Annotated in this window: 22 protein-coding genes; 7 read left to right on the plus strand and 15 right to left on the minus strand. The window is 70.1% G+C overall.

The genetic code is table 11. The features are described from left to right. Positions 1-17: 17 nt before the first annotated feature. The 3 genes from B4589_RS02085 to B4589_RS02095 are packed head-to-tail and all read right to left on the minus strand — an operon-like array spanning position 18 to position 5,142. Complete coding sequence (locus tag B4589_RS02085) at positions 18-2,123, minus strand: type II secretion system F family protein (RefSeq protein WP_079232709.1); 2,106 nt, start codon at positions 2,121-2,123, stop codon at positions 18-20. 1 nt (position 2,124) lies between these two features. Next, positions 2,125-3,780 carry a type II/IV secretion system ATPase subunit gene (locus tag B4589_RS02090; protein ID WP_079232710.1) on the minus strand — a complete coding sequence of 552 codons (1,656 nt, stop codon included), beginning with the start codon at positions 3,778-3,780 and terminating at the stop codon, positions 2,125-2,127. 57 nt (positions 3,781-3,837) lie between these two features. After that, positions 3,838-5,142, minus strand: a complete 1,305-nt coding sequence (locus B4589_RS02095) for a PQQ-binding-like beta-propeller repeat protein (RefSeq protein ID WP_079232711.1) — start codon at positions 5,140-5,142, stop codon at positions 3,838-3,840. Positions 5,143-5,254: 112 nt separating this feature from the next. On the opposite strand from B4589_RS02095, the gene B4589_RS02100 reads away from it, so the two are divergent. Next, a complete protein-coding gene (locus B4589_RS02100; protein WP_079232712.1) occupies positions 5,255-5,728 on the plus strand; it encodes a DUF5793 family protein in 474 nt (157 codons plus the stop codon). Positions 5,729-5,771: 43 nt separating this feature from the next. On the opposite strand, the gene B4589_RS02105 is transcribed toward B4589_RS02100, so the two are convergent. Beyond that, positions 5,772-6,131 (minus strand): hypothetical protein, encoded by a 360-nt coding sequence (locus B4589_RS02105; RefSeq protein WP_079232713.1) that lies wholly within the window; start codon positions 6,129-6,131, stop codon positions 5,772-5,774. Between the two features lie 1,180 nt (positions 6,132-7,311). Here B4589_RS02105 and B4589_RS02110 point away from each other — a divergent pair. Then, positions 7,312-7,665, plus strand: a complete 354-nt coding sequence (locus B4589_RS02110; protein WP_079232714.1) for a hypothetical protein — start codon at positions 7,312-7,314, stop codon at positions 7,663-7,665. Positions 7,666-7,726: 61 nt separating this feature from the next. On the opposite strand, the gene pdxS is transcribed toward B4589_RS02110, so the two are convergent. After that, positions 7,727-8,635: a pyridoxal 5'-phosphate synthase lyase subunit PdxS gene (gene pdxS / locus B4589_RS02115; protein WP_079232715.1), complete on the minus strand. Its 909-nt coding sequence runs from the start codon at positions 8,633-8,635 to the stop codon at positions 7,727-7,729. Positions 8,636-8,737: 102 nt separating this feature from the next. Here pdxS and B4589_RS02120 point away from each other — a divergent pair, with 102 nt between their 5' ends. Next, positions 8,738-9,118, plus strand: coding sequence for a hypothetical protein (locus B4589_RS02120; protein ID WP_079232716.1), 381 nt, complete (start codon positions 8,738-8,740; stop codon positions 9,116-9,118). Positions 9,119-9,296: 178 nt separating this feature from the next. Next, entirely contained in the window at positions 9,297-10,049 is a 753-nt protein-coding gene (locus B4589_RS02125) for a DUF1405 domain-containing protein (RefSeq protein WP_079232717.1), read from the plus strand. On the opposite strand, the gene B4589_RS02130 is transcribed toward B4589_RS02125, so the two are convergent. From B4589_RS02130 to B4589_RS02165, 8 genes are all read right to left on the minus strand, one after another. Further along, positions 10,046-11,023 (minus strand): isocitrate/isopropylmalate dehydrogenase family protein, encoded by a 978-nt coding sequence (locus B4589_RS02130; protein ID WP_079232718.1) that lies wholly within the window; start codon positions 11,021-11,023, stop codon positions 10,046-10,048. The genes B4589_RS02125 and B4589_RS02130 overlap by 4 nt on opposite strands. After that, a complete protein-coding gene (gene leuD, locus B4589_RS02135; protein ID WP_079232719.1) occupies positions 11,020-11,682 on the minus strand; it encodes a 3-isopropylmalate dehydratase small subunit in 663 nt (220 codons plus the stop codon). Before leuD ends, B4589_RS02130 begins: the two co-directional genes overlap by 4 nt. Beyond that, entirely contained in the window at positions 11,679-13,106 is a 1,428-nt protein-coding gene (gene leuC, locus B4589_RS02140; protein WP_079232720.1) for a 3-isopropylmalate dehydratase large subunit, read from the minus strand. The genes leuD and leuC overlap by 4 nt, the downstream gene beginning before the upstream one ends. Then, positions 13,103-13,456 carry a hypothetical protein gene (locus tag B4589_RS02145; RefSeq protein WP_394353843.1) on the minus strand — a complete coding sequence of 118 codons (354 nt, stop codon included), beginning with the start codon at positions 13,454-13,456 and terminating at the stop codon, positions 13,103-13,105. Before B4589_RS02145 ends, leuC begins: the two co-directional genes overlap by 4 nt. A 4-nt stretch (positions 13,457-13,460) precedes the next feature. Then, entirely contained in the window at positions 13,461-14,492 is a 1,032-nt protein-coding gene (gene ilvC / locus B4589_RS02150; RefSeq protein WP_079232721.1) for a ketol-acid reductoisomerase, read from the minus strand. Then, the gene (gene ilvN / locus B4589_RS02155; protein ID WP_079232722.1) at positions 14,485-15,219 is read right to left on the minus strand and encodes an acetolactate synthase small subunit; all 735 of its coding nucleotides are present in this window, start codon (positions 15,217-15,219) and stop codon (positions 14,485-14,487) included. The genes ilvC and ilvN overlap by 8 nt, the downstream gene beginning before the upstream one ends. Next, positions 15,216-17,030, minus strand: a complete 1,815-nt coding sequence (ilvB, locus tag B4589_RS02160; RefSeq protein WP_079232723.1) for a biosynthetic-type acetolactate synthase large subunit — start codon at positions 17,028-17,030, stop codon at positions 15,216-15,218. The genes ilvN and ilvB overlap by 4 nt, the downstream gene beginning before the upstream one ends. A 241-nt stretch (positions 17,031-17,271) precedes the next feature. Then, positions 17,272-18,513 carry a LeuA family protein gene (locus B4589_RS02165; protein ID WP_079232724.1) on the minus strand — a complete coding sequence of 414 codons (1,242 nt, stop codon included), beginning with the start codon at positions 18,511-18,513 and terminating at the stop codon, positions 17,272-17,274. A gap of 132 nt (positions 18,514-18,645) precedes the next feature. Between B4589_RS02165 and ilvD the strand changes: the two genes are divergently transcribed. Both ilvD and B4589_RS02175 read left to right on the plus strand, forming a co-directional pair. Continuing rightward, positions 18,646-20,397, plus strand: a complete 1,752-nt coding sequence (ilvD, locus tag B4589_RS02170; RefSeq protein WP_079232725.1) for a dihydroxy-acid dehydratase — start codon at positions 18,646-18,648, stop codon at positions 20,395-20,397. 52 nt (positions 20,398-20,449) lie between these two features. Next, positions 20,450-21,742, plus strand: a complete 1,293-nt coding sequence (locus B4589_RS02175) for a HEAT repeat domain-containing protein (protein WP_079232726.1) — start codon at positions 20,450-20,452, stop codon at positions 21,740-21,742. Between the two features lie 206 nt (positions 21,743-21,948). Here B4589_RS02175 and B4589_RS02180 read toward each other — a convergent pair whose 3' ends face one another. Both B4589_RS02180 and B4589_RS02185 read right to left on the minus strand, forming a co-directional pair. Continuing rightward, positions 21,949-23,883: a serine hydrolase gene (locus B4589_RS02180; RefSeq protein ID WP_079232727.1), complete on the minus strand. Its 1,935-nt coding sequence runs from the start codon at positions 23,881-23,883 to the stop codon at positions 21,949-21,951. A 54-nt stretch (positions 23,884-23,937) separates the two neighbouring features. Beyond that, positions 23,938-24,672, minus strand: coding sequence for a protein sorting system archaetidylserine synthase (locus B4589_RS02185; protein ID WP_079232728.1), 735 nt, complete (start codon positions 24,670-24,672; stop codon positions 23,938-23,940). A 95-nt stretch (positions 24,673-24,767) separates the two neighbouring features. Here B4589_RS02185 and B4589_RS02190 point away from each other — a divergent pair, with 95 nt between their 5' ends. Further along, a complete protein-coding gene (locus B4589_RS02190) occupies positions 24,768-25,214 on the plus strand; it encodes a plastocyanin/azurin family copper-binding protein (protein ID WP_079232729.1) in 447 nt (148 codons plus the stop codon). Positions 25,215-25,228 lie beyond the last annotated feature (14 nt).

A 25,228-nucleotide genomic window follows, 5' to 3' on the forward strand; every position in this document is an offset into this window, starting at 1 on the left:
GCTGGGTCGAGAGTCGGCTACAGGAAGACGAACGCGATCACGGTCAGCGCCAGCAGGACGACGACGTGTTTCGCGCCGTCGGCGAGGCTCCCCTCGCCGAGCTGGCCAGCGACCAGCCCGGAGAAGATCGCCTGCATCACGGCCGCGTGGAAGAAGAGCAGCGTGTACGCCGCGGTGTCGACGCTGCCCAGCCCGCTGAACACGCCGGAGGAGACGCCACTGGGGAGCCCGCCGCTGCTCGCGCCGCCGAGGTTCGCGCTCTCGATCGCCGGGATGAACGACGAGGAGAGCGCGAACACGATCCCGATGAACACGAAAAAGGAGATGTAGATCACCATCAGGTACGTCAGCATCTCCTGGCGGCGTTCGCGCTGGAGCCGGCGGCTCGCCCGGGCCTCGTCGGCGGCGATCTCCAGCACGGGCGCGATCTCCCCGCTTGCGGTCATTGCGTTGGTGATCAGCACCGTCGCGCGGGTCATCATCGGCGAGTCGATCCGGCGCTCCATCCGGCGGAAGGCGGCGCGGACGTCGGCGCCCCAGCGCACGTCCTCCCACGCCCGCTGGAGTTCGGGGTTCAGCGCGTCGAGGTCCGAGCGCGTGAGCCGCTCCATGCTCTGGACCACGCTCACCCCGGCGTCGTTGACGCTCGCCAGCCGGTCGAGGAAGTCCGGGATCACCTTCTCGATCGCCTTCACCCGGCGCTTGTCGATCTCGTACAGCAGCGCGAAGGCGCCCGTCGCGAACAGGATCGCCTCGACGACCGGCGAGTCGACCGTCCGCAGCGCCGAAAGCGGCGAGAGCGGCACCGCGCCTGACCGGACGACGACCCACCAGAGCCCGACCGGGACCGTGACGGCGAAGCTGTACTCGGGGTTGCGCAGCAGCACCTGCCCGGGGCTCCGGAGCCAGCCCAGCACCGACTCGAACTTCGCGTACAGTTCGAGGCGTTCGCGGCTGGCGGCCCACTCGTCGGAGACGCTCCCGACGCCGCCGTCCGCCAGTGCGGGCGTGTCGTCGTCGACCGCGTCGGTGATGCCGCTGATCCCGACCGAGGGGATCTCGGAGCGCTCGTTCCCCAGCGTCTCACTGATCGTCTTCGTCGAGCTGTCGATGTACGCGATGAACGCGATGCTCGACAGCGGGATGCCGAGGTAGACGACGATCCGGAGGAGCCCCAGCGTCTCCTGGAGCACCAGGCCGATCACGACGAGGATCGTGATCAGGAACAGCGGCCCCGCGACCAGCACCGTGACGTACGCCTCCGCGAACGTCGACAGCAGGTCGAGGTACTGGCGCTGCTGGGCCTCGGCCTCCTCCTGGTAGCGTTCGTACTGGTCTTTGAGGAAGTTCGGGAGCGACTGCCCCGAGCCGAGCACGGAGGCGAGGTTCTCGCCGAACTCCTCCATCCCCTCACTCGGCGTGCGGTCGGCCATCCGGTCGAGCGCGCTCAGCACGTCGGTGCCGAACGTGTTCATGTCCCGGACGGCGACGCCGATCTCGACGGCCGCCTCGCCGTACACGTCGCGATTCCGGGTCAGCGTGTCGAGGATCGCGGGGAACGCCATCCCCGACCGCGAGAGCGCGTAGACGAACGCGATCGTTCGGGGGAGCGTCGCCTCGATCTCGCTAGCGCGGTTCGACGCCCGCTCGTCGAGCATCGCCCATCGGAGGTAGTAGGTGCCGAACGCGAGCGCGGTGCCGACGGTCGCGCTGGAGACGAACACCAGCACGAACAGCTCCGACAGTGTGAGTTCGGTCACCCGAGTCAGGTCAGCGAGGAAGCGCAGCGCGGCCGGGAGCTGGGCGCGGACGGCGTCGCCGCTGATGCGGAGCATTCGGAGCAGTACCGCGGCGCCGTAGACGCCGAAGATACTGCCGCTGATCCCCAACAGCAGGCTGTACAGCAGCGTCCGCGCGGCGTAGACGCGGTGGGTGGTTTCGACGTGGGCCGCCCGCAGCCGGGACTGTTGGTCCTGCTTTCGCGGGCTCTCGTTGGCGACGTAGTCACCGAACAACGAGAGCGAGAGCCGGGAGACCAGCAGGTCCGTCCCCCGGCTCACCTGCGCGGCCGCAAGCGGGATCAGCAGCGCGACCGCGAACAGCAGCGGCAGCAGCCACAGCATCTCACTCCACCGTGTCCGCCAGCTCCTCGCCCGCCGAGAGCTCCACGTCGGCGCTCTCGACCCGTTCCATCACCCGTTCGGGGTGGGCGTAGTACTCGTTGATCAGCGCCGTGAACGCCCGGTAGTCGGTGATACCGCGCTTCAGGAGGAACTCCAGGAACCGCTCGCGGTTCCGGATCTCCTCGAGCAGTCGGGAGCGGCTCCACCCCCGTTCGCCCTGGATCTCCTCGAGCAGCGAGGAGTCCTGCCGGCGCACCGTGTCGGTGTCTGCCTCCCAGGTGAACGCCGCGGAGTAGTCGAGTTCGCCCGTGCGCTGGTCGATCCCCCCGATCTCGCCGATCGTCTTCGCGCGGCGGACGCGCTCCTCGCCCTTCCGGGTGAGCACCTGGATCGAGATCATGTCGAGGCTCTGGACCATCGCGCGGGGGACGTTGATCGGCTCGTTCTCTAAGCGATTGATCACCGTCTCGATCGAGTCGGCGTGCATCGTCGAGAACGTCGTGTGGCCGGTGTTCATCGCCTGGAACAGCGTGACCGCTTCCGCCCCGCGCACCTCGCCGACGACGATGTACTCCGGCCGGTGGCGCAGCGCGGAGCGCAGCAGGTCGTACATGTCGATGTCGGTCCCCTCGTCCAGTCGCTCGCGGGTGACCGAGGAGAGCCAGTTGTCGTGGTACAGCGAGAGTTCGCGGGTGTCCTCGATGGTGAGCACCTTCGCCCGCGGCGGGATGAACATGGAGACGGCGTTCATCGACGTGGTCTTCCCCGACGCGGTCCCGCCGGCGAAGATGAGCGACTTGTTGTGCTCGATACAGAGCCAGAAGTACGCCATCTCGCCGATGGTGAACGTGTCGTACTCGATCAGGTCGATCGGCGTGAACGGCTCCTCGGCGTACTGGCGGATCGTGAACGCCGAGCCCCGCGGCGTGACCTCCTCGCCCAGCGCGAGTTCGGCACGGGAGCCGTCCGGCAGCGTCGTCTCGACGATAGGGTCGCCGACGGAGATGTGGCGGCCGGACTGCTGGGACAGGCGGATGACGTAGTTGTCCAGCGCCTCCGCCTCGAAGGAGATGTTCGTCTCGATGTCGGTGTAGTCGTCGTGGTAGACGAAGATGGGGAGCTCGTAGCCGTCACACGAGATGTCCTCGATGTGGTTGTCGTTGAGCAGCGGGTCGACCTTCCCGTAGCCGCGGAAGTCACGGACCAAGTAGTAGAGTAGCGAGTGGAACGTCCCCATGTCGGCCTCGACGCCGTACTGTTCGAGCAGCCCCGACAGCTCCTCGCGCAGCGTCTCCTCGTCGGCGTCGGTGCGGGCCGCGCGGTACAGCAGCGGGTCGCGGATGTCCTCGACGACCCGGCGCAGCAGCAGCGACTCGAACTCGTCCAGATCCGGCTCGACCGCGAAGTACTGATGTTCGCTCGCCTCCGGGTCGTGGGTGATCACCACGTAGGCGTAGGGGGCGTTCACCCAGTAGCGGTCGACCTCGTTGTGGCCCTCCGGCACGTCGAAACTGGCGAGCGGGCCGTCCTCGCCGGGGCGGAACGGCCGGGTCTCGAGCTCGGACCCCCGGAGCATCTCCACCGTTCGGGAGATGCGACGCTTGAGGTCCGAGAGCGTGTCCTCGAGATCCGACCCGTCGATGAGCTCCCCCGACATGCCGTCGTTGTCCGGGCTATCCGCCGGGCGGACTTAAACATGTGCGCCCCGGGCAGGTCACGCGAACGCGTGGACGCCGTCGGCGTCGCCGAGGTAGAGCCGCTCGCCGGCCAGCGCGATCGGGTAGCTCCCGTACGACGCCCCCGGCTCGACGGTCCACAGACTCTCGCCGGTCGCGGCGTCGAACGCCCGGAGCACGCCCGATTCGGCCGCCGGTTCGCCCTCGGAGCAGGTCCGCTCCGTCTCGGTTTCGTCCTCCTCCGTCCCGGCGCCGTCGCTCTTGGACACACAGACGCTCGGCGATCCCGGATGGGCGCCGCCGGCGACGACCACGTCACCGCCGACGGTCGGCGATCCGAGTAGTTCGCCGTCGTCGTGCCACACCTCGGTTCCCGTCTCGCGGTCCAGCGCGACCACGGCAGACTCCATGGGATCGAGCGTCGCGCGGTAGGGGGCCGCGTAGACGCGCTCGTCGTCGACCGCGATCGCGCCGACGCCGCTCCAGTCGAACGGCGTCACCCACCGCTCGTCGTCCGTCATGAGATCGAACTTCCGGGCCGTCGCGTTCAGGTCCGCGACGCTGTCGCCGAACTGGCCGAGGTAGAACGAGCCGTCTACCAGCGTCGCGTCAATGATCTCCGGGTACCAGCCCGGCTCCAGCGTCTCGACGACCTGGGGTTCGGGCTCGCGGAACAGGCCGTCCTCGACCTCCCCGGGTTCGAGGAAGCGCACGCGTCGGCCGGTCACGACTGCGACCTGCCCGTCGTCGGCGACGAGCCGGGGGTAGCGGTCGGTCTCGATCCGCCAGCGTTCCTCGCCGGAGTCGGCGTGGAACCCGCGGAGCCTCGTCCGCTCGGTGACGTACACCGTCCCGCGCGACTCGAACACCGCGTTCGGGCCCTCCCCGTCCGACGCGCGCCAGATCTCGTCGCCGGACTCGGCGTCAAGCGCGACCAGATCGTCGTCAGTCACGTACAGCCGTCCCGCGACGTACGTCAGGCCGCCGCCGACCTCGACGCGCCACTGCTCGGTGCCGTCGGGGGTGACCGCCACAGTCGCCTCGTCGGAGCTTGCGTACACGAACTCGGGGCCGACGATCACCGATGAGGCGACGCCCGGGAACGACACCGACCACTCGGTCGCCGGCGCCGATCGCGGCAGGGCGGCATCGGGGTTGTGACGCGTGCCCCGCGCGTCGTAGTCTGCGGTCGGCCACGTCCCGGCGGGCGGGGTCGTTCCGTGGTCGATCCGGCGCTGTGCAGCCTTCTGTGCCGGGCTCGATCCGCCCAGACAGCCCGCGCTGCCGACTGCGACGGCGGCGGCGCTCGCCTGGAGGAACCGGCGGCGACTGCGGTGGACCATGTGCAGCGATGTGTTCCGGGGTCACTTTGTTCCAACGTCGGACGGTGATCGTGCACTGACTGCGGACGGGCGTTACGGTTTTAGGTGCCCATCGCTAACCGTCCAGTATCGAATGAGGCGCGACTACTTCGAGCTGGACGTCACGAACGTCGACTGGGCGGCGGACGGCGGCGAGCCCGCCCAGCCGCTGGTCGAAATCGACTTCAGCGGCCCGGGTGAGACGCTTCGGGAGCGCCTCAGCGACACCGACGGCGACCTGCTCGACGGCGAGGACGTCGACGTCGCGTTCCGGCTCCAGGACGAGCTGGGCGACGAGGACGAGCCGGTGCCGGGGGTCGTCGCCGTCACCAACCGCGTGACTGGGGAGTACGTGCTCGAACTCAACGAGGAGTCCGACGACGTGCTCCAGTTCATCGAGGCCGCCCGGGCGTACGTCGACGCCGAGGAGGAGGGGGGGTACCGCGTGATCGTCTCCATCGAGGGCGACGAGATGGTGGAGTACGAGAAGGAGACGTTCCTGGTGTACGACGCCGACGGGGAGTTCCTCCGCGAGCGGAGCCTCATCCCGCCGGGCGTCGAACTGTAGTTCTCACCGCGACGGCCGGGCGCCGCGCTCCCGCCGGAGCCAGTTACGACGCGTCGTCCGCAACGAATCGACGGACGTGGCGGTCGACCCGCCACGCGACAGCGGCGCTCAGCAGCGTGAGGACGACACCGAACGAGGCGACCAGCGTCCAGCCGCTCAGCGCGAGCGCGACGCCGACACCCAGCAGCCCGAAATAGAGCGCCGACCGTCTATCGCCGCCGCGGAGCTCCGAGACGGCGACCGAGATCGTGAGGAGGCCCGCAGCGACGCCGATGACGGACTGCGTCGCGAGGGTCGTGCCGGCGAGGCGCAACTGCGGGGTCTCGGCGAGGAACGACGCGACGAGTAGCGTCCCCACCGCAACGACCGCGAGGTAGCCGTACCGGAGGTCGATGGAGGGCATCGATCGACGGTTCGCGTTCGTGTCACATAGTGCTTTTCCGCTCCGTCGGTCGGTTCAAGAGCCTCGGCGGCGCCGACCCCCATCCGAACGAGGAGCACCGATGACTCGTGGACGACTGCGGCGCGGGGGCCCGGAACTGGCCCACGGCGCAGAGTGGCTACGAAGTTCGAACACTTCTCCATTTCTGAAAATTCTGAAGTGTTCGGACCGTGGCCTGCGTCGCGGTCGATCACGTACCCCGCCCCGGCAGGGTTGTTGCCGTCGTCGAGTTCGGCGACGACGCTCGTTCGGGAGCCAAAGGCCTGCGCTCGGTTGGGTCGTGACGGTGAGGCTGGTCGTGGAGTTCGGTGCTTCGACTGTGGGGAGGACCGCGGAGTGAGCATGACCACTTGCGACCGCACCGCCCCGCACAGCCCACACTGCTCGCGGCTCACTCCGTTCGCCGTCGCCGGCGGCTCTGCCGCCGGCTGCCAGCGGGACCTTCGGTCCCGCCTCGCTCGCTTTGAGGCGGTTTGCCTCGCCTCCGTCGGGGCTTCGCCCCGACGTGCACCCACTCGCTCCGCTCGTGGGGACTCCGGCGAGTTTTCGCGCCTCGCTTCCTCCCCAGCCGACTCGTTCCTTCGCTGTCGTACGGGCGACCCGTGCGTCGCCCGTACGGCCTGTGGGACCTTCGGTCCCACTCTGACACGCGGCACGAGGCCGCGTGCGCTTCGCGCCGACAGCGACCGCGGTGCGGTCGCGGTGGGCGCCTCGCGCTGGCGACCCGTCGCCATCACCAGAACGCTTTGCGTTCTGGTTGGCAGACGAGAGCCGGAGGCTCTCGTCGACAGCGCGGGGGGAGGGGTGGGGAGTCGGCGCCCTGCCGGGCCTCGTGCCCGGCAGACTGCGGTCGCAAGTGGCCAAGCATCGAGATGCTGTCGCGGTCGCTGTCCCAGTAGTCAACGATCGAGACGCAGTGGCGGCAGCCAACCGAAACACGGTCGACTCGCAATGCAGGTACACGTCACCGCCTCGCTCCGTGAAAACGGAACGCTAAACCGACTAGTTCCCGCGACCCTGGAGTTTCTCTTCCTCGAGCAGCGTGGCGTTCTCCTGCTCCAGGACACCCTGCCCGCCTGTAATCACTGGTAGAGGCATTTTTATTTGTATTGAATGACTTAGATATGAGGGAATAGAAAATATGAAAAACGACATCCAAACGTCGCTACAGCTGCTGGTCGGAGCCGTCCTCGGTGTGGTCGGGGTAGCCGTGCTGTTCCGCGCGGGCGCCGGAGTGGGTTCGCTCTCGACCCTCGGCGTCGGGCTCGGGTTCCTCTACGGCCTCGTCACCGGTGTCGCCGACCACATCGAACCGCTGCGGCGTGCCTTTGAGCGGGGGCAGTGGCTGATCGTCGGGGTGGCGGTGCTGGTCCTCTTCGTGATCGTGCTGAACGACGCCGTCACGCCGGCGCTGTTGGGAAGCCTCGCACTCGGGCTGGGTGGCGGCGTTCTGCTCGGGACCGCCGGCGTGGTCGGCAGCACGCTGTCCCGGTAGCCCCACCGATCCCGACGGCGACCGCTCCGAAAGAAGGACCGAACGACGAGTCGTCGAACAGCTAATTCCCGCGGCCCTGGAGCTTCTCCTCCTCGGGCAGATCCACGTTCGATTCACCCTTCATCCCGCCGCCGACGTCGGAGGCGATCTCCATCAGCGCCTCGGGGTCGTCCCAGTTGTTCACGGCCTCGACGATCGCGCTGCCCATCTTCTCGGGGCTCTCCGCGCCGAAGATCCCCGAGCCGACGAAGATGCCGTCACAGCCGTGGTACATCATCAGCGCCGCGTCGGCGGGCGTCGCGATCCCGCCGGCCGCGAAGTTCACGACCGGCAGCCGACCGAGATCGGCGGTCTCGTGGACCAGATCCCGCGGCGCCTCGTTCTCGCGGGCCCACATCTCCCGTTCCTCGTAGTTCATCCCGGAGAGCTTGCGGATCGCGCTCTTGATGTTGCGCTGGTGGTGGACCGCCTGGTTCACGTCGCCCGTCCCGGCCTCGCCCTTGGTGCGGATCATCGCCGCGCCCTCGTCGATGCGCCGGAGCGCCTCGCCGAGGTTTCGTGCGCCGCAGACGAACGGGGCGGTGAAGTCCCGTTTGTCGATGTGGTACTCCTCCTCGGCGGGGGTGAGCACCTCGCTCTCGTCGACCATGTCCGCGCCGGCGGCCTCCATGATCTCGGCCTCCTTGCGGTGGCCGATCCGGACCTTCCCCATCACCGGGATCGACACCTCGTCGGTGACCTCCGCGATCTCGCCGGGGTTGGCCATCCGCGCGACGCCGCCGCGCTTGCGGATGTCCGCCGGGACGGCTTCGAGGTGCATCACCGCGACGGCGCCGGCGTCCTCGGCGATCCGGGCCTGCTCGCGGTTCACGACGTCCATGATGACGCCGCCTTTCTGCATCTTCGCGAAGCCGCGCTTCACGAGGTCGGTGCCCCGTTTGAGCTCCTCGATGTCGTCCACTTCGTCCATACAGGCGTTTGCGGCGGACGGGACTTAAGGGGGGTGGCTTCGGCCCGTTCGGCCGGGAGTTACGGCACAGCGTTCAACTGACCTCCCCCCGGACGACCACGTATGGTTCCCGACCTCCGCCGCCTCCTCACACTGATCGTCTACGCCGTCGCGATCCTGCTCGGCGGCAGCCTGCTCGTCCCCGATCCGGCCCATCCGCTGCTCGTCGTCCCGCTGCTCGCCGGCGCGGCGGTGCTGGCCCACGCGTCCCGTACCGACCACCTCGATCAGGTGGGGTACGCGATCGGCGGGATGTGGGCCGCCGTGCTCCTGCTCTCCGTCGTCACGGGCGTCGTCGAGGCGGGGAGTGGTTTCGACCTCCCGCCACTGACGGGAGTGCCGGCTGCGAGCGTCGCCGTAACGGTCGGCGTGACAGCGGTGCTCGTCGCCGGCTACCAGTTCCTGCTTCGCCGTCGCGGTGACGGACCCCTCGCGAGTGGATAGATCCGCCCGGACCGGCACCGGCAGCCCTTCTGTCCCTGCCGGTCTGCCCGCACCGTCACCGGCAGCCCTTCTGTCCCTGCCGGTCTGCCCGCACCGTCACCGGCAGCCCATCTGTCCCTGCCGGTCTGCCCGCACCCGCACCGGCAGCCCTTTGCCACCGCCGCTCGCTCCCACACCCATGACCCTGCCGGGCTTGCTCCCCCGCTCGCGCCTGCCCGACCGCGACGCGCTGCCGCGCTGGCTCGCGCCGCTGCCGCGGGCCGTCGAGGATTTCGGCCTGCGCGCGGTGTGGCTCGTCGTCGCGATCAACCTCGTCGGCACCGCCTTCGGCTTCTGGTACTACGGCTTCCACCCCCTCCCCCTCTCGGACCCGCTGATCACTGGCCAGTTCGCGGCGGAGCCGGCGGCGTTCTGGCTGTTTGTCCCCGACAGCCCCGCGGCGACGCTGTTCATCGCGCTCGCGTTCGGCGCCTGGGCGCTCGGTCGGGCGAACGAGTACCTCTCCGCGCTCGCCTTCTTCGGCTGCTGGAAGCTCGGCCTCTGGACGCCGTACGTGCTGCTCGCCTTCTCGGACGCGTTCCGCGCGGTCAACCCCCTGCCGATGTACCTGTTCCTCCTGTTCAGCCACCTCGCGATGGTGGTACAGGCGTTCGTGCTCCACCGCATCTCCGACTTCCCGGTTCGGGCGGTCGCGGTCGCAGTGCTGTGGTACGGGCTGAACGACCTCGTCGACTACTTCGTCCCGGTGATCGGGACGCCCCACCACACGCTCATCCCGGGCCAGACCGTCGGCGCCGACGGGTTCCTCACCCACCCACCGGAGATCCACAGCCTCGCGGCCGCGGGCGCGGTCGTGCTCACGCTCACGGCGACGTTCCTGACGCTGTCGACGCGGGTGAAGAAACTGGAACCGCGCGCAAGAACCGACTAGAGTTTGCGGATCACGGCGTCGGCGACCTCGTCCGTGGTCGCCGTGCCGCCGAGATCCGGCGTTCGCGGCCCCTCGTCGAGAACGCGCTCCACCGCCGAGCGCACGTCCGCGGCCGCGTCGTCGTGACCCAAGTGGGCGAGCAGCATCGCCGCGCTCAGGATCGTCGCCGCGGGGTTGGCGACCCCCTCGCCCGCGATGTCCGGCGCGGTGCCGTGAACCGGCTCGAACAGCGCGTTCTCGGCGCCGACGTTCGCGGAGGGCAGCAGTCCCAGCCCTCCGACGAGCCCCGCCGCGAGATCCGAAAGCACGTCGCCCGCGAGGTTCGGACAGACGATCACGTCGTACTGCGTCGGGTCGAGCAGCAGTTTCGTCGCCAGCGCGTCCATCAGTTCGGTCTCGTACTCGGTGCCGCGCTCCTCGGCGACGGCGTCGATCGCGTCGAGGAACTGCCCGTCGGTGACGCGCATCACGTTCGCCTTGTGCGCGACCGTCACGTCAGCGTCGCGCTCGGCGGCGTACTCGAACCCGAACTCCGCGATCCGCCGGGAGGCGGACTCCGTAACGACTCGGGTGAGCGTCGTGACGCCCTCGCCGAGGTCGCTCTCGATGCCCGAGTAGACGCCCTCAGTGTTCTCTCGGACGAACACGAGATCCGTCTCGGGTCGGAGGGCGTCGACGCCAGGGGAGGACCGCGCGGGCCGGACGTTCGCGAAACTGCCGACCGCCTCCCGGAGCGGGAGGATCACGTCGGCCGCCGTCTCGCCCGCCGCACCGAACAGCGTCGCGTCGGCGGCCTCGACGGTGTCGACGGTCGACTCCGGCAACGGCGTCCCTCGGTTCTCGGCCACGGCGTCGCCGGCCTCAGCTTCCTGGAAAGTGAACTCGGGATCCACAGCCTCCAGCACCCGCACGGCGGCGGGGACGACCTCCTGCCCGATGCCGTCGCCGGGGATCACGGCGATCTCGTCGGTCATTGGTCCGTGTAGGGCAGCGAGGCGGCCGTCTCCGCGACCGCCTCGGGGTTCGAGCCGAGCAGCGCGGTGGTGTCCCACTCGCCCGCGACGAGGGACTGGCGCTGGGCCGAGTCGACGCTGGCGTCGATCTCGTTGCCGTCGTAGCGCACCGTTTCCGCAGCTACGTCGACGGTGATCTCGGTGTCGGGGTGCTCCTCCACGTGCTCCTGGAGCGCCTCGATCGCCTCGCTGTCTGCGGTGACGGTCGGGATCCCCAGCGCGAGGCAGTTGCCCGCGAAGATCTCCGCGAACGACTCGCCGACGACGGCGTCGATCCCCCACCGTTTGAGCGCCTGCGGCGCGTGCTCCCGGGAGGAGCCACAGCCGAAGTTGGCGTTGACCACCAGCACCGATGCGTCCCGGAACCGCTCGTCGTTGAACGGGTGGTCCGTGGGGCTCTCGGCGATCTCACCACCATCCGCGTCCGGTCCAGTGTTCTCGTAGCGCTGGTCGAAGAACGCGAACTCGCCAAGCCCCTCGAAGGTGAGCACCTTCAGGAACCGCGCGGGGATGATCTGGTCGGTGTCGATGTCGTTCCCCCGCACCGGGACGCCCGTGCCTACGACCGACTCGATGGGGGGCGCATCGACGCCACCCCCCTCGGCGCCCTGGCCGCTCATCGCGCCACCTCCGGCGCCGCGTCGAGTTCGCGCACGTCCGTCACCTCGCCGGTCACGGCCGCGGCGGCGACCATCTCGGGGCTCATCAGGATCGTCCGCCCGTCGGCGCTCCCCTGCCGACCCACGAAGTTTCGGTTCGAGGAGGAGGCACACACCTCGTCACCCTCGAGCTGGTCGCTGTTCATCCCGAGACACATCGAGCAGCCCGCGCCGCGCCACTCGAAGCCGGCGTCGCGGAACGTCTCGTCCAGTCCCTCCCGTTCAGCGGCGGATTTCACGCGCTGACTGCCCGGGACGACGAGGCCGCGAACGTCGTCGGCCAGTTCTCGCCCCTCGACGACCTCGGCGGCCGCCCGCAGGTCCGAGAGCCGCGCGTTCGTACAGGAGCCCAGGAACGCCACGTCGACCGGGAAGCCGGCCATCGGTTCGCCGGGCTCGACGCCCATGTGCTCCTGTGCGCGTTCGGCGACCGCGCGGTCCTCCGGCGGCAGATCCGCCAGTGCCGGCACCGGCTCGGAGACGTTGACGGTCTGGCCGGGCGTCGTCCCCCACGTGACGGTCGGCTCGATCTCGCTGGCGTCGATCGTTACCACGTCGTCGTAGGTGGCGTCGTCGCCAGAGCGGATCGACTCCCAGTACTCCCTGCGCTCGGCGAACTTCTCCGGCTCGTCGGCGAACGCGTCGGTCTCCCGGAGCCACTCGTAGGTGGTCTCGTCGGGGTTGACGTAGCCCGCGCGGGCGCCGCCCTCGATCGACATGTTGCAGACGGTCATCCGGCCGGCCATCGACAGCGCCTCGACCGCCGGGCCGCCGTACTCGTACACGTAGCCGACGCCGCCGTCGGTGCCGAGCTCGCCGATGATCGTGAGGATCAGATCCTTCGCGGTGACGCCGTCGCCGAGCTCGCCCGTCACCTCGATCCGGCGGACGGCCTGCTTCTCCATCGCGACGGTGCCGGTCGCGAACACGTCCCTGATCTGGGAGGTGCCGATTCCGAACGCCAGCGCGCCGAAGGCGCCGTGGGTCGCGGTGTGAGAGTCGCCACAGACGATCGTCATCCCGGGCTGGGTCAGCCCCTGCTCCGGGCCGACGACGTGGACGATCCCCTGTCGGCCGGTGTCGGGATGGTCGAACGTCAGCCCCCGCTCCCGGACGTTCTCCTCCAGTTCGCTCATCATCGACTCCGCGGCCTCGTCGTCGTAGGGGCGCTCCCGGTCGTCCGTGGGGACGATGTGGTCGGCGGTGGCGTGCGTGCGTTCGGGGTAGGCGATCTCCAGCCCGCGCTCCTCCAGCATCCCGAACGCCTGCGGGCTCGTGACCTCGTGGATCAGGTGTAGCCCGACGAACAGCTGGTCCTGTCCGCTGGGGAGTCGCCGGACGCGGTGGCGGTCCCAGACCGCATCGTACAGCGTCCCCTCGCTCATACGGGCTCCTCGTCCTCGGCCCCCTCGTTGGCCGCTGTCTCGGCCTCCTCGTCGACCTCGTCCTCGCGGTCGACGCCGCGAACGTACGCCTCGTTGGCTTCGGGGGCGTCCTCGCGGGGCGTGTGGTCGACGTCTTTCATCGCCTCCTCGTCACTGTCGTCGCGGTCGTCGGCAGCTTTCGCTTCGCCGCCGTCGACGATGGCGACGGTCCCCCGCTGGAACACCTGGGAGTCGCCGAACGTCTCCCCGGTCATGGGGTTGGTGTGGCTCACGTCGCCCATCGTTCGGGCAGTAGTCGGTCGGTTCGGCTCGTCGGTCCGTCGTGTCGTCTCGTCTTTGTCTCGGGTCATTGTCTCAGTCGTCTGCGGGTGCGTCGGCTGGCTCTCGGTTCCCCTCCTCGCTCCAGGCGAACAGCGCGCGGAGCTCCTCGCCCACGTCCTCGATGTCGTGGGCCTTCTCGGCGCGGCGGCGCTGGCCGTACGACGGCCGGCCGGCCTGGTTCTCGGCGATCCACTCGCGGGCGAACTCCCCGTTCTGGACCTCCTCCAGCACGGTCTCCATCTGCTCGCGGGCGTGGTCGTCGACGACCACCTCGCCGCGGGTGAGGCCGCCGTACTCGGCGGTGTCGGAGACGGAGTCCCACATCTCGCTCATCCCGCCCTCGTACAGCAGGTCGACGATGAGCTTCAGCTCGTTCAGACACTCGAAGTACGCCATCTCGCGGCTGTAGCCGGCGTCGGTCAGCGTCTCGTACCCCGCCTTCACGAGCTCGGTGACGCCGCCACAGAGCACCGCCTGCTCGCCGAACAGGTCGGTCTCGGTCTCCTCGCGGAACGTGGTCTCGATCACGCCCGCGCGGGCACAGCCGATGGCGGCGGCGTACGCCAGCGCCTCCTGTGTGGCCTCGCCGGTCGCGTCGCGGTACACCGCGAGCAGGCCGGGCGTCCCCTCGCCCGCCTCGTACTGGCGGCGGACGATGTGGCCCGGGCTCTTGGGCGCGACCATCGTCACGTCGACGTCCTCGGATGGTTCGATCTGGTCGTAGTGGATGTTGAACCCGTGGGCGAACTGGAGCGTGTCGCCGGCCTCCAGCTCCGGCACGATCTCCTCGTACACGTCGGGCTGGACGTTGTCCGGGACGAGCATCGACACCACGTCGGCGGCCGCCGCGGCCTCCGCGGGCGTCGCGACGGTGAGCCCGTCCTCGCGGGCGGCGTTCCGGGAGGCCGACCCCTCGCGTAGGCCGACGATCACGTCGACCCCACTCTCCGCGAGGTTCTGTGCGTGGGCGTGGCCCTGGCTCCCGTAGCCGAGCACCGCGACCGTCTTCTCCTCGATGTAGCTGTGCGCCGCGTCGTCGTCGTGGTAGATCGTGTTCTCAGTCATCGTCGGTGTGCGCTTCCGCGCCCTCCGTGGCCGACGCCGAGTCCGTCGCCGCGGCGTCGACCGGCTGTCGTTCGTAGCGTTCTTCCTCCGCGTCGGTGGTCCACTCGTTCCCGCGAGCCAGCGCGGCCGTGCCCGTCCGGGTGAGCTCCCTGACGCCGAAGCGCTGGAACGCCTCGATCGCGCGGTCGACCTCGGCGGAACTGCCCGTCACCTCGACGGTGACGGTCCCGGGCTCGGCGTCGAGCGTGCGGGCATCGAACATCTCCGCGACCGCCTCGACCGCCGCGGGGTCGTCGTCGTGGACTTTCAGCACCGCGAGCTCGCGCCGGACCGCGTCCCGGCCCAGCTCCCGGACCGAGATCACCGGCACCAGCTTCTCCAGCTGTTTCTCGACCTGTCGGACGCCCGGCTCCGGCTCCTCGATCGTCAGCGTCATCCGGGCGGTCTCGGGGTTCGTCGTCGGGCCGACGGTCAGCGAGTCGATGTCGAACCGCCGCCGGCTCACCAGCCCCGCGACCTCCGCGAGCACGCCCGGCTCGTGTTTCACGAGCGCCGAGATGGTTGTCCGGCGCGCCGGGTGGCTGGCCTCGGCTTCGGGGTCGACGCGGACGCCCTCTTTCGATCGTCGGCCGCTGGGTCGTTCGCGCTCGTCCGGGCCGGGGCCCTGCAGTCCGTCGCGGTCCGTGTCGCGGTCCGCGAACTCCCCGCCGGTTCGCTCCCGGCTCATAGCTGCCCCTCCGACAGCGCGAAGCCGCTGTTGTCGCCGCCACTCGGAACCATCGGGTAGACGTTCTCACCCGGGTCGATCTGGGCGTCCACGACCGACGGGCCGTCGTGGGCGAACGCCGCCTCCAGCGTGTCGGCCACGTCGTCGTACCCCTCGAGCGTGAACCCTTTCGCGCCGAACGCCTCGGCGATGGGCTCGAACTCGGGCATCCAGCCGTACTCCGAGGCGGTGTGGCGCCCCTCGAAGAAGGCGTCCTGCCACTGTCGGACCATCCCGATAGCCTCGTTGTTGAGCACGATCACGGTCACGTCGAGGTTCTCGCGGGCCGCGACCGACAGCTCCTGCAGCGTCATCATGAAGGAGCCGTCGCCCTCGAAGCAGACCACCTCGCGGTCGGGCGCGGCGACTTTCGCGCCGATCGCGGCGGGCAGCCCGTACCCCATCGTCCCCAGCCCGTGGCTGGAGACCCAGCAGCGCGGGTCGCGGTACGTCCAGTACTGCGCGGCCCACATCTGGTGCTGGCCGACGCCGGTGGTGACGATCGCGTCGTCGGGCGTCGCTGCGTCGGCAGCCTCGACGACGAACTGCGGCTTCAGCGGCTCCTCGTCCGGCGCCGCGTAGGTCATGGGGTACTGCTCCTCCCACTCGTGGCACTGCTCGCGCCAGTCGGCGTAGCGCTCGGTCGCGTCGGCGGCTCGCTCGGCGAACGCCTCGTGGACCTGCTCGACCACTGCGGCCGCGTCGCCGACCAGCGGGTAGTCCGCCTCGACGTTCTTCGAGATCTCCGCGGCGTCGATGTCGGCGTGGATCACCTCGGCCTCGGGCGCGAACGTCTCGACGCCGCCGGTCAGGCGGTCGTCGAAGCGCGTCCCGATCGCGAACAGGCAGTCGGTGTGCGAGACCGCCATGTTGGCGGCGCCGGTGCCGTGCATCCCCGCGAAGGAGAGGCAGCGGTCGTCGTCCTCCGGCACCGCGCCGATGCCCGGCATCGTCGTCACCACGGGCACGTCGAACGCTTCGACGAACGCCCGCAGCTCCTCGCTAGCCTCGGCTTTCACGACGCCCCCGCCCGCGAGCACCAGCGGGCGCTCGGCGCGCGCGAGCGCGTCGGCCGCGGCGTCGACGGCGGACTCCTCGGCGAACTCGGGCGCCTCGTAGTACTCGGGCAGCTCCGCCTCGGGCGCCTCGTCGCCCGTCGTCTCGGCGGTGGTCGCGTCCTTCGGCAGGTCGACCAGCGTCGGCCCCGGGCGGCCGGCGCCGGCGAGTTCGACCGCCTCACCCACGGACGGGCCGACCGCGTCGGCCTCGCCGGCGACGTAGTTCTGCTTCGTGATCGGGCGGGTGACGCCGAGGGTGTCGGTCTCCTGGAACGCGTCGTTGCCCAGGAACGCCGTCGGCACCTGCCCCGTCAGCGCGACGACGGGGTCGGAGTCCATGTCGGCGTCGGCGATCCCGGTCACGAGGTTGGTCGCGCCCGGGCCGGATGTGGCCATGCAGACGCCCGGCTCCCCCGTCACCTGCCCGTACGCGTCGGCGGCATGGGCCGCCGCCTGCTCGTGGGCCATCGTGACGTGGGTCGGCGCCGCCTCGGCCTCGGCGAGGGCGTCGTAGACGGGCATGATCGCGCCGCCCTGCACGCCGAAGACGTGCTCGACGCCCGCCGCCGTGAGCGCCGCGATGGCCGCGTCGGCGCCGGTCGTCGGAGTCGACGGCGTCTCCGTCGGCTGTTCGTCGGACTGTTCCGTTCGCTCGTCGTCGCGCCGCGGCTCTTCCTCGGTCGGTCGGGCCGCGGCGGGTGCTGGCTCGCTCATCGTGTAACGTGACTGCAGGCTCGGTGGTCGGGTGGTGCGACGGTCGGGTGAGAAGTGGGGGGTGTAGGGGTCAGGCTGCCCCTACAATGATGAGCGAGACGCTGACGCCGAGCGAACCGGTGTGGCGTCGGCGCGTCATGGGCGGAGCGATGGCAGCGACCGTGATAACTCTTTTCGTGGCATGTCCCGACGTGACACGATCGAGAGCGCCGCGGCTGTCGCGGCGCGCGATCGGCGGTGCTCATCGGGCCGGCCCCTCCGTGACGCGTTCGGCCTCGCGGTCGACGCCGTTGGCCTCGGCGACGGTTTCGAGCGTCTCCTCGGTGATCTCGTCGCCGTCGGCGCCGCGGTCCTTCACCTCGCGGGTGACCGCCCGCACCTGCTCGTCGGTCGGGTCGTACCCCGCGTCGCACAGGCGTTCGCGCACGGAGTGGGTGCCGGTGTGTTTGCCAAGCACCAGTTCGCGTTCCGCCCCCACCATCTCCGGGGTCATCACCCCGGGCTCGAACGTCGCGGAGTTCTCGATGACGCCCGCGGCGTGGATGCCCGACTCGTGGGCGAACGCGTTGTCGCCGACGACCGGCGCGTTCGGCGGCTGGTCGACGCCGCTGCGCTCCTCGACCAGCCGGGCGAGCGCCGTGATCTCGGTGGTGTCGATCCCGGTGTCGGCGCCGTAGACGCTCTCGGCGGCCATGATGACCTGCTCGAAGGCGGCGTTGCCGGCACGTTCGCCGATACCGCCGACGGAGACCTGCGCCTGGTCGGCGCCGGCCTCGAGCCCGGCGAGCGCGTTCGCGCTCGCGAGCCCGAAGTCGTCGTGCGTGTGGACGTCGATCCGGGCGTCCGTGTGCTCCCGGACCGTCCGGATCAGCTCCGCGAACCGCCCGGGGGTCGCGACCCCGCAGGTGTCCGGGACGTTGATCCAGTCGACGCCCGCTTCCGATACGGCCTCGACGACCTCGATCAGGTAGTCGGGGTCGGTGCGGGTGGCGTCCATCGGGGAGAACATCACTTCGGCCCCGGAGTCGGCGGCGCGGACGACGGTTTCGACCGAGCGCTCGATCACGGCCTCGCGGCTGGCGTGCATCGAGTCCTCGATCTGGACGTCACTGGTCGACGCGAAGGCGTGGACCATGTCGACGCCGGCGTCGAGCGCGGCCTCGATATCGTCCTCGACGACGCGCGCGAGCCCACAGACCGTCGTGTCGGCGGCCGACGCGACGTCGCGGACTGCCGCGAACTCCGCGTCGGAGTTCACGGGGAAGCCCGCCTCGATCACGTCGACGCCGGCAGCGTCCAGCGCTGCGGCTATCTCGCGCTTGTCGTCGTAGGAGAACGAAGTACGGGGCGACTGTTCACCGTCTCGCAGGGTAGTGTCGAAGATCCGAGCCGTGGCGAACTCGGGATCAGTTCTCAGCGTGCCCTGGGAGAACTCGATCCGCCGGGGTTCCCGACGCTCCCTCAGTGTCGTGAGACATTGCATCCCACGCTATCCAGTGGCACTACTTGAACCTGTCGCCGCGAACCATCACGATTAATAGGCCATGTATCGTAGTTGATCGGTCAGTCCCCACACTCGGAACGGAGTTAAGTGTCCCCGGGCGCGGGTAGTGGTATGAGTCGACAGGACACGCGAGACCGTGAGCAGGGGAGCGGCGGGGAGAAACCCGCCGACCTGCGGAGCCGCGAAGTCACCGAGGGCGCCGAGCGCGCGCCACACCGCGCGATGTTCCGTGCGATGGGGTTCGACGACGAGGACCTCTCCTCGCCGATGGTCGGCGTCGCCAACCCCGCGGCGGACGTGACGCCGTGTAACGTCCACCTCGACGGCGTGGCCGACGGCGCGATCGAGGGCGTCGACGACGCCGGCGGGATGCCCGTCGAGTTCGGCACGATCACGATTTCGGACGCCATCTCGATGGGGACCGAGGGGATGCGCGCGTCGCTGATCTCGCGGGAGCTCATCGCCGACTCCGTCGAACTGGTGGCGTTCGGCGAGCGCCTCGACGCGCTGGTCACCGTCGCCGGCTGCGACAAGAACCTCCCCGGGATGCTGATGGCCGCGATCCGGACCGACCTGCCGAGCGTGTTCCTCTACGGCGGGTCGATCCTCCCGGGCGAGCACGAGGGGCGGGACGTGACCGTCCAGCACGTGTTCGAGGGCGTCGGCACGTACGCGCAGGGGGAGATGAGCCGCGAGGAGCTGGACGAGCTGGAGCGCAACGCCTGCCCCGGCGCCGGCTCCTGTGGCGGGATGTTCACCGCGAACACGATGGCCTCCATCAGCGAGGCGCTTGGGCTCGCGCCGCTGGGTAGCGCCTCCCCGCCCGCCGAGAGCGAGGGACGGACCGACGTCGCCGAGCGCGCGGGCGAACTCGCGCTCGACGCCGTCGAGCACGACCGCAAACCCTCCGACATCCTCAGCCGCGCGTCGTTCGAGAACGCCATCGCGGTCCAGGTCGCGATGGGCGGGTCGACGAACGCGGTGCTGCACCTGCTCGCGCTCGCGGGGGAGGCGGGGATCGACCTCACGATCGACGACTTCGACGAGATCAGCCGCCGCACGCCGAAGATCGTCAACCTCCAGCCCGGCGGCTCGCGGGTGATGAAGGACCTCCACGACGCCGGCGGCGTGCCGGTCGTGATCCGCCGGCTGGTCGAGGCGGGGCTGTTCGACGGCGACGCGATGACCGTCACGGGCCGGACGATCGCGGAGGAACTGCAGACGCTGGACCTGCCGGCCGACAGCACGCTCGACGACACCGACTTCGTCCACCCAGTCGACGATCCGTACCAGGAAGAGGGCGCGATCAAGATCCTGAAAGGGAACCTCGCGCCCGACGGCGCGGTGCTGAAAGTCACGGGCGACGACCAGTTCCACCACGAGGGGCCCGCACGGGTGTTCGAGAGCGAGGAGGACGCGATGCAGTACGTCCAGGAGGGCGGCATCGAGTCGGGCGACGTGATCGTGATCCGCAACGAGGGGCCCCGCGGCGGCCCCGGAATGCGCGAGATGCTGGGCGTCACGGCCGCCGTCGTCGGGCAGGGCCACGAGGACGACGTGGCGATGGTGACCGACGGCCGCTTCTCGGGTGCGACGCGCGGGCCGATGATCGGTCACGTCGCGCCGGAGTCGTTCGTCGGCGGGCCGCTCGGCGCGCTCGAGGACGGCGACCACGTCACCATCGACATCCCGGACCGCAGCCTCGACGTGGACCTCCCCGACGAGGAGATCGATCGACGGCTCGCCGAACGCGAGCCGCCGGAGCAGGCCTACACCGGCGGCGTGCTCGGGAAGTACGGCGCGCAGTTCGGCTCGGCGGCCGACGGCGCCGTCACCAACCCCGGACTGACGCGGGACCGGTAGCGCGGCGCTCGGAAGGGAAACGCCTTAATCAGTTTCGGACCCAGTCACACGTATGACTGACGAGGAGGAGCCGACCGAGGCCGAGGAGGAGGAGGAGGCACTCCAACTCTCCACCGAGGGGATGGAGTCACGCCTCGACGAGGCGAGCGAGGCGCTGGAGGCGGCCGAGACCGAGGCCGACCTCGACGAGGTCGAAGCCACCGTCGACCGCGTCGCCGAGGCGCTCGAGACGGCCGACTTCCCCGAGAGCGAGGACGACGAGGAGTCCCCGGCCGAGGAGATCCAGAGCCGCATCGACGAGCTCCGCGAGGGGATCGAGGAACAGCGCGGCCCCTACGCCGCGGACGTCGTCGACGAGCTCGAAGAACTGCAGACGAAGCTCACCGAGACGCGCTGGACCGCAAACGGGACGCCGGCGACACGGGAGGCCGTCGACGACTACCTCGACGCGGCGGGCGACGCGCTTGACACCGACTTCGGCACCGCCGACGACGAGGACCCCGAGGCGCTGGCCCACGAACTCGACGCCGTCGCCGACGCGATCGAGGAGGCCGACCTCGACGCCGACGACGACGCCGACACCATCGAGGCGCTGGTGACGGCGACCGACGAACTGGCTGACGGGCTGGAGGCGGCCGAGGAGTGGGACGACCTCCAGACCAACGAACAGCTCCGGGCCGAGGGGTTCTACGACGTGCTCGGCCACTACAAGGACTACCCCGTCGAGTGGGCCGCGCTGAAGGAGCACGAACAGCAGGGCAACGTCGACCAGGTGCTCCGCGCGCTCGACGCGCTGGGCTCGGAGTTCATGGAGCGCCACTGCATGGAGGCACTGATCCGGATGGGCGACCCCGCGGCGTTCGACGAGATGCACGCCCGCGCCCAGAAGCGCGACAAGCCCGGGATCGAGGCGCTCGGGAAGATGGGCCCCGACGCCGAGGACGCCGTCGACACGCTGCTCGAGTACGTCGAGGAGGACTCCGACCCACAGCTCCAGAAAGTCACGTTCCGCGCGCTGGGCGAGATCGGCAGCGAGGAGGCGACCCAAGCGCTCGCGAACAAGCTGGCGATGGACGACGACAACGTCCGCCCGCTCGCCGCCCGTGCACTCGGCCTGATCGGCGACACGCGCGCCATCGAGCCGCTGGCTGACACGATCGAGGACGACGAGAACCGCACCGTCCGCACCGCCGCGGCGTGGGCACTCCGCCAGATCGGCACGGAGGCGGCGCTCGAGGCCGCCGCCGAGTACGACGACGCCCGCGAGTACACGCTTCAGGCCGAGGCCGAGAAGGCCCGCGAGACGCTCGACGCCGACGACGACGAGGCCGCGATCGAGGCCTGAGTCGTCGGCCGTCCTGCGACTGGAACTTCGGAATCAACTACCCGAGCTCCGCATCGGGGTATGCACGACAGACACCAGCAGCTGGTCCGATCCGTCCGCGACCAGGCTGGCGAGACTCCGTTCTGCGTTCGCGTACGAATCACCCTGGATCCCGGCACGGAACCGCTCGGGTCACACGGTGTGAGAGCGTGCCCGTCGAGTAGCGGTCAAGCCGGCGGGAACAGGAGGTTCCAGTACTGGAGCTGCCAGCAGACCCCGACCAGCGACGCGGCGACCAGCGTGTAGCGGGCCCGCTCGAACCGGCTCTCCTCGCCCGCGAGCCACAGCGCCGCGGCGTAGCCCACGGCCACGACGGCGCCGACCAGCCCCAGCAGCGGCCCGGCGAACAGCAGCCGGAACGTGAGCGGCGGGTCCGAGATCGTGAGGTACGGCGCCGTCATCAGGTGGATGACCATCAGCACGACGCCGCCGATCGTCGCAGTGCCTGCGATCTCGGTGACGGAACGCGCCTGCTCCAGGCGCGTGCCGAGCAGCGTCGCCCACGCGTCCTCGCGGTCGCCGGCCAGGGCGGCACGGCCGCGTTCGTACAGCGACCGTCCCGACCAGCCGACATCGGCGGAGAGCAGTCCCAGGAACGTACAGAGCAGGAACACGCCGTGGGCGGTGAGGTTGTCGACGGTGTCGACGCGGCCGTACGCGGTGGGGCTGCCGCCGCTGAACAGGTACTCGATCCCGCCGTCCCCCTCGCCGAACGCGAGCCGTTCGCCGCCGTCCTCGTGTTCGAACACGAGCGGCTCGATCTCGATCCAGCGGTTCGTGCCGCCGCCGGTGTCGGTGAGCAGCGCGCCGTCGTCGGCGACGCTGACCGTGATCGTCGGCGCGTTCAGTACCGAGGTCGCGCGGTCGTGCCAGGTGTAGGAGTGATCGAGTGCGCGGTAGGTGCCGCCGAGTTCGTCGGCTCGCGTCGGCGTCCCCTCGGGCGAGAGCGACGCCGACTCGGCGTCGGCCAGCAGCTCGTCGAGCACGCCGTCGATCACGTCGCCCGCGGCTGCCTGCCCGTTCGAGGCGTTGAACGAGACGAACAGCCCGAACTCCTGCTCGGGAACGAGCACGAAGTGGCTGTAGAACGACGGCGTCCCGCCGTTGTGCCAGAGCGTCCGCGTCCCTTCGCGGGTGTCCTCGATCAGCCCGAACCCCATCCCGTCGAGGCGGTCGTGGTGGGTCGCCCACTGCTCGTGCATCGCGGACACCGTGCCCGGTTCGAGCACCTGTTCGCCGCCGACTGCGCCGTCGTGCAGATGGAGTTCGAGGAACCGGGCCATGTCGTCGGCGGTCGCCGACAGCGAGCCCGCGGGCCGGAGGCCGACCAGCGGGAACTCGTCGGGGCCGGACGCCCCGCCCGAACCGTGACCGCTGGCGTGCCCGTCCGCGACCGCCTCCGGCAACGGCTGTCGGAAGCTGCTCCCCGTCATCCCCGCGGGATCGAGGAGTTCGGCCTCGATCGCACGGGCGAACGGCTGGTCGGCCGTCGCCAACGCCTGCCCCGCCAGCGCGTAGCCGAAGTTCGAGTACGCGCCGACGGTGCCGGGGGCGCGAACCTGCGCCTGTGGCTCCTCGCGGAGGTACGCCGCCAGCGGCCGCAGGCTCTCGGCGCCGGGCAGCCACAGCCCGCGGTTCGAGGACTCGAAGCCGCCGCGGTGGGTGATCAGCTCCGCGAGCGTGGCCGACCGCTCGGGCGCCATCGCGGCGTCGACCGACTCGGCGATCGGCGCTTCGGGGTCGATCTCGCCGCGCTGCGCGCGGTTCATCAGCGCCGTCGCCGTGACCGACTTCGAGACGGAGCCGACACGGAACGCGGTCCTCGCGGGGTCGACCTCGTCCCCGGACTCCCGGTCGGCGACGCCGTACCCCCGGGTGATCGTCTCGTCGCCGTCGACCACCGCGACGGTGGCGCCGGGGACGTCGTGCTCGTCGAGGCTCGCGGGGACCAGTTCGTCGAGTGTCGATCCGATCTCGGTCTGGACTGCCGCCGCGGGTGGGGACCCGCCGTCGGCCGTCGCCGTGGGGACGCCGGCGGCGGCAGCAGCAGTGCTCGCACCGACGCCGGCGATGAACCGGCGGCGGGAGAGGGCTCGCTTCACGGGCGGGTCGTGTTGGCCCGACGAGAAATAGTTCCCGCTCGAACGGCCCGGTCGTCAGCGCCGCCAGTACAGCGCTGGCCCGAGAACCAGATACGCCAGCGCGACGTACAGCAGGCCGAACGCGAACCCGCGGCCGTAGAGGCCGGGCAGCAGGACGGCGCCGGCCTGCACCACACCCATCACGAGCGCGTCCTGAGCGTGCAGGTCCGGGTACACCACGTCACACAGCATCAGCGGCGTCAGGACGGCCGCGAGCGCGAGCAGGAACCCGGCGTCGTGAAACCCCATCAGGACGGTGTCGGCACCGCGGTAGCCCGTGAGCACGATGGCGCCGAAGATCGTCGCCGCGAGCGTCGTCGGGACGCCGACGGTCTCGTCGCTGTCGGTGTCGTAGGCGGTGTACAGCCCCAGCCTGGTGACCGCGGCGGCGACGTACAGCGCTGGCACGATGACCCCGGCCAGCGCGAGCAGTCCTTCGGTCGAAACGCCGGAGAGCAGGGTGGCTGGCGTTCCCCACTCCTGTCGCGTCACGACGGCGACGAGCGCCGCGGGGGCGACGCCGAAGGTGGCCACGTCGGCGAGCGAGTCGAGGTACGGACCGGCCTCGGTGCCGCCGTACTTCCGGGCGACGACGCCGTCGAGCCCGTCCGCGATGGCGCCCAGCAGCACGAGTCGTGCCGCGAGGCCGATGTCGACGGTCGCGGCGACGACCGCGAGAAAGCCCAGCGCGGCGTTCCCCACGGTGACGACGTCGGCTGGGCCGAGGCGGCCGAGGAACCGCGAGCGCATGACCGACCCGTCGAACGGCGGCGGTTTACGTGTTTACCTTCCGAGCCGGGGACCGAATCACGCCGCCTAAATCGTTCGACGCCCAACGCCGGCGTATGGACCGCCGACGCTATCTCGCTGCCGCGGGAACCGCCGTTGCGGCGGGTCTCGGGGGCTGTCTCGGGCTGACGCGGGGCGACAACACCGAGTTCGACGTGGGGATGCGCCCCACCTCCTTCGACCCGCCGACGATCACCGTCGCCGTCGGCGAGGAACTCGTCTGGGAGAACACGGGCACCCGCGACCACACGGTCACCGCCTACGAGGAGTCGCTGCCCGACGGCGCCGCGTACTTCGCCTCCGGCGGCTACGAGAGCGAGGCGACCGCCCGCGAGGCGTGGAGCAACGGCGCCGGCGGCGCGCTGAGCAACGGCGAGCAGTTCAGCTACACGTTCGAGATCCCCGGCGAGTACGAGTACTTCTGTATCCCCCACGAGAGCGGCGGGATGGTCGGGACCGTGATCGTCGAGGACCGCACGCCGACGGCGACGCCGGAGGAGTAGCCCGAACCGGCGAC

Origin of the sequence: Halolamina sp. CBA1230 (assembly GCF_002025255.2) — an archaeon.
Classification (GTDB): Archaea; Halobacteriota; Halobacteria; order Halobacteriales; family Haloferacaceae; genus Halolamina.